The organism is Bacteroidota bacterium (assembly GCA_017303905.1).
Taxonomy (GTDB): domain Bacteria; phylum Bacteroidota; class Bacteroidia; order B-17B0; family Aurantibacillaceae; genus JAHEYG01.
This window is the reverse complement of record JAFLBH010000003.1, coordinates 407,727-424,944: the sequence shown is the minus strand read 5'-3', so window position 1 is coordinate 424,944 and position 17,218 is coordinate 407,727. Positions and strand designations below refer to the sequence as shown.

At 40.7% G+C, this 17,218-nt stretch carries 10 protein-coding genes; 3 read left to right on the top strand and 7 right to left on the bottom strand.

The genetic code is table 11. The annotated features are described in order from the left end of the window. Positions 1-4: 4 nt before the first annotated feature. From J0L69_12480 to J0L69_12470, 3 genes are all read right to left on the bottom strand, one after another. Positions 5-634 carry a DUF4240 domain-containing protein gene (locus J0L69_12480; protein MBN8694003.1) on the bottom strand — a complete coding sequence of 210 codons (630 nt, stop codon included), beginning with the start codon at positions 632-634 and terminating at the stop codon, positions 5-7. A 709-nt stretch (positions 635-1,343) separates the two neighbouring features. Continuing rightward, positions 1,344-2,975 carry a chaperonin GroEL gene (groL, locus tag J0L69_12475; protein MBN8694002.1) on the bottom strand — a complete coding sequence of 544 codons (1,632 nt, stop codon included), beginning with the start codon at positions 2,973-2,975 and terminating at the stop codon, positions 1,344-1,346. A gap of 132 nt (positions 2,976-3,107) precedes the next feature. Continuing rightward, positions 3,108-3,386 carry a co-chaperone GroES gene (locus J0L69_12470; protein MBN8694001.1) on the bottom strand — a complete coding sequence of 93 codons (279 nt, stop codon included), beginning with the start codon at positions 3,384-3,386 and terminating at the stop codon, positions 3,108-3,110. 416 nt (positions 3,387-3,802) lie between these two features. On the opposite strand from J0L69_12470, the gene J0L69_12465 reads away from it, so the two are divergent. Further along, entirely contained in the window at positions 3,803-4,150 is a 348-nt protein-coding gene (locus J0L69_12465; GenBank protein MBN8694000.1) for an endonuclease domain-containing protein, read from the top strand. Positions 4,151-4,384: 234 nt separating this feature from the next. Here J0L69_12465 and J0L69_12460 read toward each other — a convergent pair whose 3' ends face one another. Together J0L69_12460 and J0L69_12455 are read right to left on the bottom strand one after the other, a co-directional pair. Then, positions 4,385-4,636, bottom strand: a complete 252-nt coding sequence (locus tag J0L69_12460; protein ID MBN8693999.1) for a hypothetical protein — start codon at positions 4,634-4,636, stop codon at positions 4,385-4,387. Next, positions 4,617-5,435 carry an SPOR domain-containing protein gene (locus J0L69_12455; GenBank protein ID MBN8693998.1) on the bottom strand — a complete coding sequence of 273 codons (819 nt, stop codon included), beginning with the start codon at positions 5,433-5,435 and terminating at the stop codon, positions 4,617-4,619. The genes J0L69_12460 and J0L69_12455 overlap by 20 nt, the downstream gene beginning before the upstream one ends. Before the next feature lie 74 nt (positions 5,436-5,509). On the opposite strand from J0L69_12455, the gene J0L69_12450 reads away from it, so the two are divergent. Continuing rightward, complete coding sequence (locus tag J0L69_12450; GenBank protein MBN8693997.1) at positions 5,510-6,094, top strand: DNA-3-methyladenine glycosylase; 585 nt, start codon at positions 5,510-5,512, stop codon at positions 6,092-6,094. Between the two features lie 201 nt (positions 6,095-6,295). Continuing rightward, positions 6,296-7,462, top strand: coding sequence for a class I SAM-dependent rRNA methyltransferase (locus J0L69_12445; protein MBN8693996.1), 1,167 nt, complete (start codon positions 6,296-6,298; stop codon positions 7,460-7,462). 1 nt (position 7,463) lies between these two features. Here J0L69_12445 and J0L69_12440 read toward each other — a convergent pair whose 3' ends face one another. Beyond that, positions 7,464-8,486 carry a PorP/SprF family type IX secretion system membrane protein gene (locus J0L69_12440; protein ID MBN8693995.1) on the bottom strand — a complete coding sequence of 341 codons (1,023 nt, stop codon included), beginning with the start codon at positions 8,484-8,486 and terminating at the stop codon, positions 7,464-7,466. A 37-nt stretch (positions 8,487-8,523) separates the two neighbouring features. Further along, complete coding sequence (locus J0L69_12435) at positions 8,524-17,061, bottom strand: gliding motility-associated C-terminal domain-containing protein (GenBank protein MBN8693994.1); 8,538 nt, start codon at positions 17,059-17,061, stop codon at positions 8,524-8,526. Between the last annotated feature and the right edge of the window lie 157 nt (positions 17,062-17,218).

Here is a 17,218-nt window from a genome sequence, read left to right as displayed (position 1 = left end):
ATTTTTAATGGAAATTTTCGGCAAATTTTGCAAAAAGTCTTGGGCAGATTTTTCTCATGCTTTCGCCATTTTCTTCTTCCCATGTAAAATTTATAGGAGGATAGTTTCCTTCGCAATGCTTAAAATTATCGTAATCTATAAAATCATATAAATCTTTCCCTGTTTTCTGTTGAAAAGCTTCTAGAGCTACATACCAAAAACTTTCAAAATCATAGAATTCAACACCTTCAATTACTTCATTAATTAACGTGTCAGGTTCTTGCTTGGCGTTGTAATATGCTTGTTTACCTCTTGAAATGATCCAGTTTCTGAAATATTCAAACGAATCGTCTGAACAACCGCAATTCATGATATATCCTGCACACCACATTTCCGAGTTATAGGTGTCATAAAGCAACTTATCAGTTCTAAGTCTAAATCCAATAATTTGTTTAGGTGTTAAACTTCCTATTTCTTTAATCAAAAATTGTTCTTGACTATCTTGGTCCGAGGTGTTTTTTAGAGATTTTTCTATAATTTTCCAGAACAAATCTTCATCAAGCATCTCTGCTGTTTTTACAAGTTCTGTTGAATTCGAATTTTCAGAATTGTTTTTTAATTCTTTAGAGTTAAAAAATTTCTTGAAAAGATTCATCATGATATTTTTTCTTTATTGTCTAATAATTGTTTAATAATAATTTGAGTAAAAAGATTATGAGTATAACAAGCAAATGCACATAATTGTTTCAATTCGTTAGTACATCAATTACTCTACAATTTACAAAATGTCTTCTACTTTACTTTTTATTTTGGCGCTACTTTTGAACTACTTTTTGACAGGGCAGAGGAGGGGAGATTTCTCGCTTCACTCGAAATGACGGAGCCCTTAAAGTTTGGTGATATTACTTCGTCTCGACTCCGCCAACCTACACTTCGTTGCGGTTGGTAAACTCGACGTGACAAGAAACAAAAAACCCCGGTATTACTAGCGGGGCTCTAAAGAATGGGTTGTTAGGGACCTGTTATTTTAGTCCCTAATTCATTTTTACTTTTTCACATTACCTCTTCCTTTACCTGAAGGATTTCCGGTTGTGCTTGGATAATTTGGATTTTGATTTTTTGTTTCCATAATTATTAGTTTAATAGAAAATAAGCAAATGTTGTGCCAATCATTTATAATGACACGCTGACATAAGTTTAAAAGTTAAATTATTCATATGGTTTTTTTATTAGCTAAAGATTGCTTCGTCGTTCCTCCTCGCAATGACGAAATATAAAAGCCCCGTATTTCTACGAGGCTTTTTTTGTTTTATCATTATCGCGAGGTTCCCTACGGTCACTCGCGATAAAATTGCGAAGCAATTTTACATCATTCCGCCCATGCCTCCCATGTCAGGGCCCGGCATTGCAGGTTTTTCTTCTTTCTTCTCAGCTAAAACGCAGTCTGTGGTTAATAACATACCTGCTACAGACGCAGCGTTCTCTAATGCAACACGGCTTACTTTAGTTGGGTCAATTACACCCGCCTTCAATAAGTTCTCAAATGTTTCAGTACGTGCATTAAATCCGAAGTCGTCTTTTCCTTCTTTTACTTTTTGCACAACAATGCTTCCTTCTAAACCACTGTTCGCGCAAATTTGGCGTAATGGTTCTTCAATCGCACGTTTTACAATTTGTATACCGGTAGTTTCATCTTCGTTGATGCCTTTCATTTTTTCTAAAGCTGCAATTGAACGGATATACGCTACACCACCACCCGGTACAATTCCTTCTTCCACTGCTGCTTGTGTTGCTGCTTTCGCATCGTCAACACGGTCTTTCTTTTCTTTCATTTCTACTTCAGTAGCAGCACCTACATAAATTACAGCCACACCACCTGCTAATTTTGCTAAACGCTCTTCTAATTTTTCGCGATCGTAATCAGAAGTCGTGCTTTCAATTTGCGCTTTAATTTGGTTCACACGCGCAGTGATATCTGCTTTCTTGCCTGAACCACCAACGATGGTTGTATTGTCTTTATCAATGGTTACTTTTTCAGCTTTACCTAACATGTTTAATTCGGCAGCTTCTAATTTGTAACCACGCTCTTCGCTGATTAATGTTCCGCCTGTTAAAATCGCAATGTCTTCTAACATCGCTTTACGACGGTCACCAAAGCCCGGAGCTTTTACAGCAGCGATTTTTAATGAACCACGGATTTTATTTACTACTAATGTAGCTAATGCTTCTCCGTCTAAATCTTCAGCAATAATTAAAATTGGTTTTCCTGTCTGTACGGCTTTTTCAAGAATAGGAAGGATTTCCTTCATGCTTGAAATTTTCTTGTCGTAAATTAAGATTAATGGATTGTCTAACACAGCTTCCATTTTATCCGCATCGGTTACGAAATATGGAGATACATATCCGCGATCGAATTGCATACCTTCTACGGTTTTTAATTCGTCAGCAGTACCTTTTGCTTCTTCCACAGTAATGATACCTTCTTTGCCTGCCGCTTTCATCGCTTCAGCAATTAATTTACCTACTGCGTTATCGTTGTTAGCAGAGATGGTTGCTACTTGCTCAATTTTCTTGTTATCGTTTCCGATTGGTGTAGATTGTTTCTTTAAGTTTTCTACTACAGCAGCAACCGCTTTGTCGATACCGCGTTTTAAATCCATTGGATTTGCGCCTGCGGCTACGTTTTTTAAACCTGCAGTTACGATAGCTTGCGCTAATACAGTAGCGGTAGTTGTACCGTCACCGGCAGCATCAGCAGTTTTGCTGGCTACTTCTTTTAATAACTGCGCGCCCATATTTTCTACAGGGTGGCTTAATTCAATTTCTTTAGCTACGGTAACACCGTCTTTAGTAATTGCCGGCGAACCGAATTTTTTATCAATGATTACGTTACGTCCTTTTGGACCTAAAGTAACTTTTACTGCATTAGCTAATGCGTCAACACCACGTTTTAAAGCGTCGCGTGCATCTAAGTTGAAGGTGATATCTTTTGCCATTTTTTTAATGTTTAATGTTTGGTTGTTTTATGTTTCAATGTTTTGTGTTTAATGTTTGATGTTTTGTGTTTAATGTTTGGTTGTTTAGGCAGTAGCCCTCAATAAACTTAAAACAGTCAAACCTCAAACAATTTATATAACTGCGTAAATATCGCTTTCACGCATGATTAAATATTCCTTACCGTCGATTTGTAATTCGGTACCTGCGTATTTTCCGTATAACACAGTGTCGCCTACCTTAACGGTAACAGGTTCGTCTTTTTTACCTGCTCCTACAGCAATTACTTTTCCTTTCATTGGTTTTTCTTTTGCTGTATCAGGAATAATGATTCCTGAAGCAGTTTTTGTCTCAGCTTCGGCCGGTTCTACCAGAACTCGGTCAGCTAACGGTTTTACACTCACTTTTGCCATAAAAATTGGTATTTATTGGTTATTTATTAATTAATAAATTAAGCATGCTAAGGTATGCTAAAAATGTGCCAATCCCCCATAAACAGGCGTTTTTGGTCATTTTTTCAGGAAATAACAAGCTATTAACAGGACTGGTGGCAGGGTGGGTGACAAGGTGACATTTTACTCACCCCCAAGGCTCGCTTCGCTTGCCTTTTCCCCCTCTCTACGCGTAGAGAGGGGGTGGCTAGTCGGGGGCAAGTTATAATGAGAATAATGTTTTTAAATAATACTCACCCCCAAGTCGCGCTGCGCTTGACTTTTCCCCCTCTCTACGCGTAGAGAGGGGGTGGCCGAACAAGGTGAGGTCGGGGGTGAGTCTACAAAAGCTACAAATCATAGCAACAGGAATAATTCAAGCAGTATAATTTTGTAGTATGAATATGCGGGAAGTAATTGAAAGGTGTAGGATGCTTAGAGCAAAAAGTACCTTAGCGGAAAAGGACTTGTGGAGAAAATTGCGTAATAGAAAAGTGGAGGGTTTAAAATTTAATCGTCAGCATCCTATTGTCTATGGAAATGATAATTTTAATCTGAAGTTTTTTATAGCTGATTTTTATTGTGCCGAGAAAAAATTAGTAATTGAGTTAGATGGCGAAATACATAATTTCAGAACTGAATATGATAAAGATCGCGATGAAATTATTGAAGGCTTGGGATTAAAAGTTATTCGTTTTAAGAATGAAGAGATAGATGAAGTTGTTAAGGTAATTAGAAAACTTTGACTCACCCCCAAGGCTCGCTACGCTTGCCTTTTCCCCTCTCTACGCGTAGAGAGGGGGTGACCAAACGCAGTGAGGTCGGGGGTGAGTCTTAATAGTTGTAATGATTTTGTTTTTGTAAGTATATTACTAACACCCAAGGTACGCTACGCTTGCCTTTTCCCCCTCTCTACGCGTAGAGAGGGGGTGACCGAACAAAGTGAGGTCGGGGTGAGTTGAAAATCGTAAAGAGTTTAACTATTTCACCTGCGCATTACAATCGTGTGCGCCATTCGTACCGGATTCTGATTCGCCGAATTTGGCGCATTGCTCAGTAGCATCCGCTTGCGATAAATGTGTGAGTTCTTTAAAGGTGGTATAGGTAGTATCCGCTTTGTAAACTTCGCAGGTGCATTTCCAATCGTACTTTTTGGCGCATGAGCTAAAAATGAAAATCAGATATGATGCTATAAATAATTGTTTCATGTAATTATTTAACGCGAACGCCATTTTGATATTTTACTAAAAATCCATTGAAGCCCTTGGTAGTTAAATCATCTTTTGCTTTTAAAGCTTCTTCTTTACTGCTATAACTTCCGTAAAGAACTTTATACATACCGTCTTCTTTTACAATGTCAAAATTACTCCCTAAGCCTGCGTATTTAGCACGACCCGGATCGGTAGGTGAAGATGCTAACTGAACACGGTAAACTAATCCCGTTGCTGCTGGTGCCGAAATACTGCTTACTTGCGCTACAGGCGTTGGTTTGCTTTCCGCTTTTGTAGTGGTAGCAGGTTGTGTAGTTGCAGGAGGGGTGGTATTTTGAGTGGTAGTGTTGTTGGTACTTTTTGGTGTTTCAGCTGATGAGGAACCCGCACTTGTTATGGGTGTACCTCCACCAAACTGAATGGTAATAGGAGCTGCTTCTACTTCCTTTTTTACACCGCCATCAAGGAAATAAAATTTTTGTGCAATTGTTCCTTCCGCCGGTGCTTGAGTATTTACATGCACTTTCATTTTAATGGTAAATTCAATTTCTCCCGGTACAGATACCCACACAATTTTAGCACGGTTATTTTCGAAAGTGAAATTTCCGGTGCGTGAATCTACTTCAGATACGTCCATACCATTCGGAACATCCATATGATATTTGGTAAAGTTGGCAATGGTGCCTTTATTAATTTTTACTTCAATAACCACATCTGAACCCACCGGTAATTTAGTAGGGATGTTATTGGTCATAACCACCTGCGCAAAAATTTGGCTAAGTGCCATGAAGCTGAATACAATTAATAATTTTAATTTCATAGTGTGTAAATTTGACGCAAATTATAAAATATTACCCAATAAACAAAGATTTAAACCCTTGATAACTAGGTGGGATGAAAGTTAAAAAATCATATTTTCTAGAGGAGGATGTAGTCTCTCTGGCCGAAGACATGCTCGGAAAAGTACTGGTAACGAAGTTCAATAATAAGCTTACCGCCGGTATTATTACTGAGACGGAGGCCTACGATGGTATCCATGATCGGGCTTGTCACGCTTACGGCGGAAAGCGTACTGCTCGCACTGAAGTGATGTATGCACAGGGAGGTATCAGTTATGTGTACTTGTGTTACGGCATGCATCATTTGTTTAATATAGTAACAGGAAGCAAAGATGTTCCTCAAGCTGTTTTAATTCGTGCCATTCAACCCTTAAAAGGCATTGAGGAAATTTTAAAAAGAAGAAATGCGACAAAACTCTCTGTTAATTTATGTGTTGGACCGGGAAAAATTACAAAAGCACTTGGCATTACAACACAACACAATGCTTTTGATTTAACGCAAGGAAAAATTTGGTTAGAGGATGAGAATGTTCAATTAAAAAAATCTCAGATATTAAAAGGTCCTCGCATAGGAGTGGATTACGCCGGTGAAGATGCGAAGTTACTATATCGTTTTTGGATTAGAGGATATGAGTTGTGATTTTTCAACACAGAGTAACGGGGTTTAGGAGGACACGGAGGGATAATTAGAAGGCTAAATACTTTATCATTTCTTGCTAAGTATTGAAATGAATAACACATAACAAGAAATAAAAAATGTTTAACTGTTTCCTTGTCCATTTGTGTTCATTCGTGGCTAGAAATAAATCCTTAACTTCGCATTCTTAATCTGCGAACCTGTATGAAAAAAATTATTCTGCACAAAGGTAAAGAGCAATCGCCTTTACGTAAACATCCCTGGATTTTTTCGGGAGCCATTAAAATTAAAGATGAATTAAATGAAGGGGAGGTTGTTGAAGTTTATTCTTTCGATAATAAATTCTTAGGAGTAGGGCATTATACCAATAGCAGTATTTCTGTTCGTTTGGTTTCGTTTGAAAAAACGGAGCTCAATGATGATTTTTGGTTCGAGAAAATTAATAAGGCTTATCAGTACCGTAAGGATTTAAATATCCTCAATGAAAATACAAATGTGTGCCGTTTAATTTTTGGTGAAGGTGATGGTTTACCTGGACTCATCATCGATTATTACGACGGAAATATTGTATTTCAGGCACACAGCATTGCTATGCATCAAAACCGCGAGGCAATTGTAAAGGCCCTACAAAAAACATTTGGTGCGCATTTAAAATGTGTGTACGATAAGAGTGCCGAATCACTTCCAAAGCAATATGCTGCCGGTGTTACTAATGGTTATCTTTTTGGTACGGGAGGAAGAGTAGAGGTGAAGGAAAATAATTGCAAGTTTATTATTGATTGGGAAAAGGGACAAAAAACAGGATTCTTTGTGGATCAGCGCGAAAATCGTTTTTTGCTTTCAAAATATTCTAAGGGTAAAAAAGTACTGAATACATTTTCATACACCGGCGGATTTTCGGTTTATGCGGCCTTGGCCGGAGCGGATTTAGTTCATTCGGTGGATGCTTCAGCGCCTGCAATCGAATTGTGTAACGAGAATGCGAAATTAAATAACATTCATAATCACGAAGGTTTCGCTGTTGATACCTTTGACTTTCTTAAAGATAAAGATGATGTGTATGATGTGATAGTTTTAGATCCTCCGGCTTTTGCAAAAAGTCGTGATGTAAAACATAATGCTGTGAAAGGCTATATCAAATTAAATGCATTAGCTCTAAAAAAAATAAAGCCCGGCGGAATTTTATTTACGTTTTCCTGCTCGGGCGTTATTGATAAATTTTTGTTTTATAATAGCATTAATGCTGCGGCAATAGAAGCAGGTCGCAATGTTCGCTTACTACATTATCTCTATCAACCCGCCGACCATCCTGTTATTCCTTTCTTCCCCGAAGGTGAATACTTAAAAGGAATGGTTCTTTGGGTAGAGTAATCTAGAATTTCGGTAAAGTAGAGAAGAAGGATTTTCCTTTTTCTCCTGTAATTACCAATGAAATTTCCCAGGCACCACGACTGCGTGTGTAATTCTTTAAGTACGATGTGTTGATGTCGTAGCTAAAACGCAATGCGTATGTTTCCTGTTTAACACCCAAGTGAATGATCACCGCGTCTTTATGACGGTAATCACAACCTAACAATAATTTAGTGTTGTTCTCGGTTAATTTATACGTACCAATAAATCCTGCGTTTATTTCATAGGCTTCTGATTGATACATGTAAATAAAGCGTGGTGTTAATTCAATCTCTTCATTGATGGTGAAATCACATCCTCCATTTAACATCCACTTAATCGGTAAACGTTTTCTTTCACCAATAAAGGATTCGTTTGGCATGGTTAAGTGTGATAATGCTAAACCAACATACGGATGGTATTTTGCTAATATGTCAACATATTTATAATACAATCCAAAGTTAGCATCAAACTTAGTGATGTTTAAACGGTTGTTTTCCGGCTCTCCGCTTTCGATACTTTGATCGAAACTACCTCCATCTAACGACGGTGAATATTGTGCATCATAGTTTAATCGCTCAGCATTATAAGATTTGTAAAACAATCCCATTTGTAAACCTGTTGTTAAATAATGTTTACCGTAGGCTTTCTTATTTAAGATATCATAAGCTCCCGATAACATAAATCCGGTGGTGTTGAAGTTGCCCGGTCCTGTACGGTTATTTATGAAGTAAGCTCCAATACCAATTTGATTGTCTTTAATCTTATAAGGCATATCATAAGCTAAATACGTGGTGAAAAATGGTTTTACACCAAATGAACGCCACTGCGAACGTGAGTCTACATAAATTTTATAATCTCCTTTATCCAAACCATACATTCCTGTATGGGCCGGATTAAGGTATAATGAGGCTACTTCGTATTGCGCTAAGTGAAAATCCTGCGCTTTAATGCTTACAGAGGCTATAAGCATTAACATTACTACTTTTATTTTTGTTGCTTTCATAAAATTCGTTTTAATGTTTTTATCTAATGCTTAATAATTATCTTGTTAATATAACTTCCCCTTGCATTTTCACATCTCGTCCGTCTATCACTTTCCCTGTGAGTATCCAGAGATAACGTCCGGCGGGCTGCGGCGCACTTCGGAAGGTTCCGTCCCAACCATAATTTTGTTCGGTTGATTTAAACACTTCGTTACCCCATTCGTTATAAATTCGGAAGTTCATTTCGCTTAATGGTCCGCCTTTCACATAAAGAATATCGTTCTTACCGTCTCCGTTAGGTGTAAATCCACTCGGAACAGCAGGGTTGCTTACCGTAATATCGGTTCCGCATTTCTTCAAGTGAATGGTATCCGATGCTCCTGCCACACAACCTGAATCAGACATTACAGTTAAAGTCACAATGTAACTTCCTGTATCAGGATATAGGTGAATCGGATTTTGTAATGTAGAACCTGTTGTATCACCGAAGTTCCAGTTCCATCCTGTAATCGTACCCGGATTTACACTGCCGATTCCAAAGAAGGCTGCTGAATCATGACACAGTTCAGTGAACGAGAAGCTGGCAACCGGATTAGGATTGATGTAAACAACTTTTGTAATAGAATCCAAACAACCTGTGCTTACGGTTAACGAAATGGTTTGTGTTCCTGTAGCTGTAAATGTTACCGAAGGATTTTGTACTGTAGAAGTTCCTGCCGCACCAAAGTTCCAGTTCCAAGAAATAATTGAACCAGTTGCTACAGTCGACATATCGGTAAATGTTGTTGCTGCATTCACACATTTATTATTCGCCAAGAAATTCGCTAATGGAGGGCCTTGGAAGAATATTGTTACTGTGTCAACAGCACCCGCACAGAATCCGTTGCCGGCACCTGTCACATAGATAGTAACGCTTCCTGCAGTGGTATCTGCTGTACTCGGAATGTAACTGGTGGTTAACCCTGTATTGCTTGGATTAAATGAACCGCTTCCTAAAGTAGTCCATGTTACACTAGGTACCGATGAACTTGCATTTAAGTTAACGCTGGTTTGATTTTTACAAACAAAGATGTTGTTACCTGCACTGATGCTTGGAGCACTTTGGAAGGTAATTACCATAGAATCTACTACCTGTAAACATATACCGTTACCTGTTGTAGTTAAGTAAATGGTTACACTTCCTGCAGTTGTATCAGCAGCACTAGGAATATACGTTGTTGTTAAGGAGTTACCCGGACTAAACGTACCTGTTCCGTTGGTTGTCCATGTACCACCTGTTGCAACGGTAACTGAACCATTTAATGCAATGGATGTGGTATTGGCGCAAACCGTTAGATCAACACCTGCATCAGAAGTTGGTCCAGGAATAATCGACACATTCACTGTGCTTGTTACCGGATTACATCCTCCGTTATTAGTAGATGTGACTGTTAATGTTACTGTACCGGCTGTGATATCCGCAGCACTTGGAACATATGTACCATTAATTGTATTTGGAGAGAAGGATCCGCTACCGCTGGTTGTCCATGTACCGGATGAAGTAGATGAAACACCATTTAAAGTAACTATAGGGTTATTCGAACATACAGTTTGTGTTAAACCTGCTGTAATTGTTGGAGGACTCGAATATACAATCGTCACTGTATCCGAAACCGGATTACAATTTCCATTGTTTCCTGAAGTTAAAATTAATTGAACACTTCCTGCAGTGGTATCAGCTGTACTTGGTGTGTAAGTTGGATTAAATACAGATGTACTGCTTAAGGTTCCTGTTCCTAAGGATGTCCATGTAGCACTTCCGGTAGATGAGTATCCGCTTAATACGGCAACCGGATTATTTTTACATACAGAAATTGTTCCGCCTGCAACAACTAATGGAGCAGAGTTAAAATTAATTACTAAAGTATCAATAGTGGCAGAACAGATTCCGTTTCCTGTTGTGGTTAAGAAAATTGTTACTGTACCTGCGGTAGTATCTGCACTACTTGGGATATAAGTTGTGTTTAAGCTCGTGTTATTCGGACTGAATGTTCCTGTTCCTGAGCTTGACCACTGTCCGCCTGAAGCAAGTGTTACACTTCCTGTCAGGGCAACTGTTGCGTTGTTCGCACAAACCGTAATATCAGATCCTGCGTTCGCTGTTGGACCCGGCAAGATGGTAAGCTGAACTGTTGATGTTGCCGGTGCACAAGCACCGTTATTAGTAGAGGTTAAGGTTAATGTTACAGTACCGGCTGTAATATCTGCAGCACTTGGAACATAGTTACCTGTTAACGAATTCGGAACAAATACACCAGTACCGCTGGTAGTCCATGTACCTGAACCGGTGCTACAAGTTCCTGTTAAAGGAACGTTGTTAGAACAAACAGTTGCATTATTACCGGCACTTAAAGTCGCCGGCATCGTAATGGTTGCTATTGTAATCGCGGCGGTACTTGTACAGCCTGCTACAGTTGCATAAACTGAATAAGCACCGGCTGCAATTGTGGTGGCACCGGGAATGGTTGGATTCTGAGTGGTTGATGTAAATGAATTTGGTCCAACCCAATTGTATGTTGCGCCTGCAATATTACTTGCGTTTAAGTTTAATGTACCGCTTATACAAATTGGAGAACTGTTACTTGCAATTGGTGGAGCAGGTGAAGGATTAACGGTTACAGTTATAGTACCGAAAGGTCCTTGACAACCTGCAACGGTTACGGCTACAGAATAAACACCTGCACCTGCCATTGGAATGTTAGGCACATTCGGGTTTTGAGTAGTAGCTGTAAAGCTGTTTGGTCCACTCCATGTGTAAGTTGCACCTGCAACCGGACTCGCAGTTAAGAATAAAGTATCACCGGCACATAACGGCGAGCTACTTGAGGCAGTTGGTGGAGCAGGTGGAGGACTTACCATTACACTTGTTGTACTGATTGGTCCAACACATCCTCCAACATTGGCTTGAACCGAGTAAACACCAATTGCTAAAGTTGTAGCGCCGGGTATGCTTGGGTTCTGCGTGGTTGCACTGAATGAGTTTGGTCCTGTCCAGGTATAAGTAGCACCTGCAATAGTTGATGCGGATAAATTTAATGTGGCACCAATACAAACTGTAGAGTTGCTGCTTGCAATCACATTTGGTGCGTCATTAACGGCAACGCTCACTGTTCCTGCAGGGCCTGCACAACCTAATGCTACAGCAGAAACTGAGTAAACACCTGCTGAAAGAGTTGTGGTTGTTGGTAATGTAGGATTTTGCGTTGTTGATGTAAAGGAGTTAGGTCCGGTCCAGCTATATGATGTAGCACCCGGAATATTGCTAGCTGTTAATGATAATGTTGCGCCTGTACAAAGCGGTGCATTACTGTTTGCTACAGGCGCAGCAGGTAATGGATTAACTGTTACTGCTGTAGTTGCTAAAGCGCTTCCGCAACCCATTACTGAAATGGCAACACTATAAGTTCCTGATGCAGGTATTGTAACAGCTGCAAGTGTTGGGTTTTGAACTGTGGCAGTAAACGAATTAGGACCACTCCAAATATAAGTTGCACCTAAAATACTATTAGCAGTTAAGCTTAATGTTTGACCGGCACACACAGGAGAGTTACTTCCTAATGTTGGAGGACCAGGAATTCCATATACAGTTACGCTTACTGTTCCAGCTGGTCCGGGACAACCCGCAACGGTTGCTGTAACTGAATAAACACCGGTTGCGGAAGTAGTAGCGGCTGTAATAGTTGGGTTTTGTACTGTAGATGTAAATCCATCAGGACCTGTCCAATTATAAGTTGCGCCTGCGATTGTGCTTGCAGATAAGTTAATGTTACTTCCTGCACACAAAGTAGCAGTGCCGCCGGCCGTTGGAGCTGCCGGAGCAGGATTGATAGTTACTGTTACTACACCGGCAGGACCTGCACAACCGCCAACTAATGCGATTACTGAATATGTTCCGGCTGAGCTGGTGGTAGCTGTTGGTATGGTTGGATTTTGTGAAGTTGAAGTAAATGATGCAGGACCAGTCCAGCTATAAGTTGCACCGGCAATTGTACTTGCAGTTAAACTTAAAGTTTGTCCTGCACAAATTGGAGAGTTAGCAGAAGCTGAAGGAGCAATAGGAGGAATGTTTACTGAAACACTTACTGTACCTGCTGATCCTGTACATCCTGCAACAGTTGCTGTTACTGAATAAATACCCGTTGCTAATGTAGTAGCTCCCGGAATTGTTGGATTTTGCAAAGTAGATGTAAATGAATTCGGACCGCTCCAGCTGTAAGATGCACCTGATATCGGACTTGCTGTTAAACTTATTGTTTGTCCGACACACAACGGAGAGTTACTTCCAACAGTTGGAGCTGATGGAATTGGATTCACTACAACGTTAACTGTTCCATTTGGTCCGGTACAGCCTGCCACGTTTACATTCACTGAATAAACACCGGTAGATAAGGTACTTGCACCAGGAATACTAGGATTTTGAGTAGTTGATGTAAATGAGTTTGGTCCACTCCAATTATAAGTTGCACCGGCAATAGTACTTGCTGTTAAGTTAATGGTACTACCTGCGCATAGCGGTGAGTTACTTCCGGCAGTAGGAGCGGCAGGTGTAGGATTCACTGATACGGTAATTGTTGACACAGCGCTTCCGCAACCCGATACATTTACCAATACACTATAGGTACCCGCAGCAGCTAATGTTACACCACTGATGGTTGGGTTTTGTAAGGTTGAAGAGAAAGAGTTAGGTCCTGTCCAGTTATAACTTGCACCTGCAATTGTTGTGGCTGTTAAATTTAAAGTTTGTCCGGCACATATTGGAGAGTTACTTGCTAATGTTGGAGGACTAGGGATTCCAAATACAGTAACACTAAATGTGCCTGCAGGTCCTGTACAACCGCCAACAGTTGCAGTTACCGAATAAACACCGGTTGCAAGAGTTGATGCACCTGTGATAGTTGGATTTTGTAAAGTAGATGTAAATCCGTTTGGTCCATTCCAGTTATAAGTAGCACCGGCAATATTGCTTGCAGTTAAGTTGATGTTACTTCCGGCACAAAGTGTTGAAGTACCTCCGGCAGTTGGAGCGGCAGGTGTTGGATTAACAGTTACAGCAACAGTTCCGGCAGGACCTGCACAACCTAGTACGTTAGCTGTTACGGAATAAATACCGCTCGCGGTTGTTGTAACAGAAGGTATGGTTGGATTTTGAGTGGTTGATGTGAATGAGTTAGGTCCTGTCCAACTGTAAGTAGCGCCTGCAATTGTGCTGGCACTTAAACTTAAGGTTGATAATGCACATAAAGGTGAGTTAGCAGAGGCATTTGGCGCCGCTGGTAATGGATTAACCGTAACCGTAATTACGTTAGCAGTGCTGGTACAACCTGCAACAGTTGAAGTGACAGAATATGTTCCGCTGTTTCCAACCACTGCATTTACAATTGTTGGGTTTTGTAAAGCAGAGTTGAAGCCTGATGGCCCACTCCAGTTATAAGTTGCACCCGCTATTGTGCTGGCTGTTAAACTTAATGTTTGACCAACGCATAATGGAGAATTGCTTCCCGGAGTAGGTGAAGCAGGAATTGGATTTACTACAACGTTTACTGTTCCGTTTGAACTTGTACATCCTGCAACAGTTGCTCTAACGGTGTATACACCTGCGGCAAGTGTAGTTGCCCCGGTGATACTTGGATTTTGTAAAGTAGACGAGAAGGAGTTAGGGCCTGTCCAACTATAGGTTGCACTTGCAATGTTGCTTGCTGTTAAGTTGATTGTTTGTCCTGCACATAATGGTGAGTTGCTTCCTGCGGTAGGAGCGGCAGGAGTAGGGTTCACAACAATAGCAATAGTAGAAACTGCACTTCCGCAACCTGAAACGTTAACTGATACACTATATGTACCCGAAGCAGCTGTTGTTGCTGCCGCAATGGTAGGGTTTTGTAATGTTGATGAGAATGAGTTTGGACCTGTCCAACTATAACTTGCACCAACGATTGTGCTTGCAGTTAAGCTCAAAGTGTTTCCTGTACATAAAGGAGAATTACTTCCTAAAGTTGGAGCTCCCGGTATTCCAAATACAGTAACGCTGAATGTTCCTGCAGGACCGGTACAGCCTGCAACTGTTGCAGTTACTGAATACATGCCGGTTGCCAATGTAGATGCGCCAGGAATGGTTGGATTCTGAACGTTTGACGTAAATGAGTTAGGTCCTGTCCAGTTGTAGGTAGCGCCTGCAATGGCAGAAGCGGTTAAGTTAATTGTACCACCTGCGCATAAAGTAGCAGTGCCTCCGGCCGTTGGAGCAGCAGGCGTTGGGTTAACAACTACCGTGGTGGTACCTGCAGGACCTTGACAACCTGCAACAGTAGCACGAACCGAATAAACACCGGCTGCTAATGTGGAAGCACCAACTATTGTCGGGTTTTGTAAAGTAGAAGTAAATGCGTTTGGCCCTGTCCAGTTATATGTAGCGCCTGCAATAGCAGAGGATGTAAGGTTAATGTTACTTCCAGCACATAACGGTGAGTTACTTCCTGCGGTAGGCGCTGCAGGGGCAGGGTTAATAGTTACGCTCACAGTTCCAATAGGCCCAGGACAACCTGCAACAATAGCACTAACGGAGTACACCCCTGCGGCTAATGTGGTCGCACCCGGTATCGTTGGATTTTGTACGGCGGACGTAAAGGAATTCGGCCCCGCCCAGACGTAGGTTGCCCCTGCGATTGTACTGGCTGTTAAACTAAGTGTGTTTCCGGCACATAACGGTGAGTTCGCACCGGCAGTTGGTGAGGCAGGTAATGGATTGACGACGACGTTAACAGTTCCTGCACCGCTGGTACAACCTGAAACAGTGGAAGTGACCGAATACACACCCGCTGCTAAAGTTGTTGCACCGGCAATTGTAGGATTTTGTAAAGCTGAAGTAAAGGCATTCGGACCTGTCCAATTATAGGTTGCACCTGTAACTGTACTTGAAAATAAGCTTAAAGTTTGTCCCGCACAAATAGGAGAGTTAGCTGTCGCAGTAGGTGTAGTTGGTATAGGATTCACAACGACAGCCACTGTGCCGGGAGGACTTGTACAGCCCGCCACCGTTGCAGTAACGGAGTACACCCCTGCGGCAAGTGTAGATGCTCCAACAATAGTTGGATTTAATAGGGTAGATGTAAATCCATTAGGTCCTGTCCAGTTATAAGTAGCACCTGCAGTAAAAGTGGCTGATAAACTTAACGTTTGTCCTGCACAAATAGGAGAGTTGGCGCTGGCTATTGGCGCAGCAGGAACAAATGGCGGACACGTTACTGTATTTACTTGGTAATCGCGCACTACTTCACTTAATAAAACACCTCCACGGAATTCTTGTACTTTAACACCGAATACATATTGTCCTAATGTATTCGCAACACCAGTCATAAAACCTGTTGTAGGATTTAACGTAACGTTAGGACCTCCATTATTAAACGGACTTATAGCAGAGAAACCTGCAGTCCATGTAACTGTATTTGGAGTAAATAAATTGTTTGGATAAGTTGGTACAGGATTATCATCGTATGGTGTGTACATAGAGTAAACTAAAACATCACCATCCGCATCAGTTGCCGACATATTTAAGTTAAAAGGGTTTGTTGCACACAATAATAGCGGTGGTAAAGCATTAAAGTACGGGCTGCTATTATTGATGAAAGTGTTGTCGTAAACATTTACCATATCAACACGGAAAGTTTTACCGGTTGAGTTATTGTTCGCGTTAAATTTCGAGCGAATATAAATCTGAATGGTATTACCTACTAAGGCAGTTGCGGTAGCAAATCTTGGAGATGCCCACGCGCCCACGTTAGTACCGTTAACGGGCCATGCAACTTTTGGTCCACCATTTAATGAATAAAATAAACGCAATGAGTCGTTGTTACCAAAGTTGTTTCCGGCTCTTTCAAGATTTGCACTAAGGTTTACACCGTTGGTAAATGCAGAAATATTTATGGATTGTGAAATCCATTCGACAGATCCGTTATTAGATCCTACAACTTCAAACATACCGTTATTAACTTGTGCGGATGTGGGTGGTGTAGTACCAAGTGTACGTGTCCATGCAGTTGTTCCTGCATCTACTATTGTTCCATTAGCCAATGTAAAATCTTCCGACCACGCTTTGTTATAACACGGTATGAAGGCATAGAATGTTTCGCCTTCTCCACCGGGATTTAGAATATTTGAAATACTATTGTTACGACAGCATAAACCGTATTCTAAATGCATGCCACCCGGATGCGCTGCTAAGTTAACCGTAGTTGTATAAATACGTTCTTCCACACAAGGCATTGGGGTTGGCGATGTAGCGCAAGGAGGAAGCAGTGGAGTGATATTAGTGATGCTTCCGCCGGGCATTGTAAAATTACGGCTGGGGGTAAATGCCTGACCGTTAGCCATCATTACATCAATTGTAACGTTATTAGGGAATGCAGCACCGGAGCAATCGCGATACAACTTCAACATTACGGTATAATTGGAACCGCCATTAAAAGTATATGTTAAGGATCCACCAACAATATGCGTAGCACTTGCACTTAGAGGGATCAAAAAACTTAACAGAAGGATGAAGTAATAGTAATTTTTTTTCATGCGGAGAGAATTATAGGTTTATTACTAGTTTAAATAGGTTGATGTAATTCTACAATTACAGATTTAGAGAAATTAATAATGGGACACAAAAGATTTAGACGAACAATGTCTGTTGCATCATGAAAATAGATAGTTGCAGGGTAATTTATTATCATGC

Bases quoted from the DNA above. Each gene is read 5' to 3' on its own strand.
- groL (MBN8694002.1), bottom strand. From the start codon at position 2,975: ATGGCAAAAGATATCACCTTCAACTTAGATGCACGCGACGCTTTAAAA.
- J0L69_12450 (MBN8693997.1), top strand. From the start codon at position 5,510: ATGAAAGTTAAAAAATCATATTTTCTAGAGGAGGATGTAGTCTCTCTG.
- J0L69_12435 (MBN8693994.1), bottom strand. From the start codon at position 17,061: ATGAAAAAAAATTACTATTACTTCATCCTTCTGTTAAGTTTTTTGATC.
- J0L69_12440 (MBN8693995.1), bottom strand. From the start codon at position 8,486: ATGAAAGCAACAAAAATAAAAGTAGTAATGTTAATGCTTATAGCCTCT.
- J0L69_12465 (MBN8694000.1), top strand. From the start codon at position 3,803: ATGAATATGCGGGAAGTAATTGAAAGGTGTAGGATGCTTAGAGCAAAA.
- J0L69_12455 (MBN8693998.1), bottom strand. From the start codon at position 5,435: ATGAAATTAAAATTATTAATTGTATTCAGCTTCATGGCACTTAGCCAA.
- J0L69_12445 (MBN8693996.1), top strand. From the start codon at position 6,296: ATGAAAAAAATTATTCTGCACAAAGGTAAAGAGCAATCGCCTTTACGT.
- J0L69_12460 (MBN8693999.1), bottom strand. From the start codon at position 4,636: ATGGCGTTCGCGTTAAATAATTACATGAAACAATTATTTATAGCATCA.
- J0L69_12480 (MBN8694003.1), bottom strand. From the start codon at position 634: ATGAATCTTTTCAAGAAATTTTTTAACTCTAAAGAATTAAAAAACAAT.
- J0L69_12470 (MBN8694001.1), bottom strand. From the start codon at position 3,386: ATGGCAAAAGTGAGTGTAAAACCGTTAGCTGACCGAGTTCTGGTAGAA.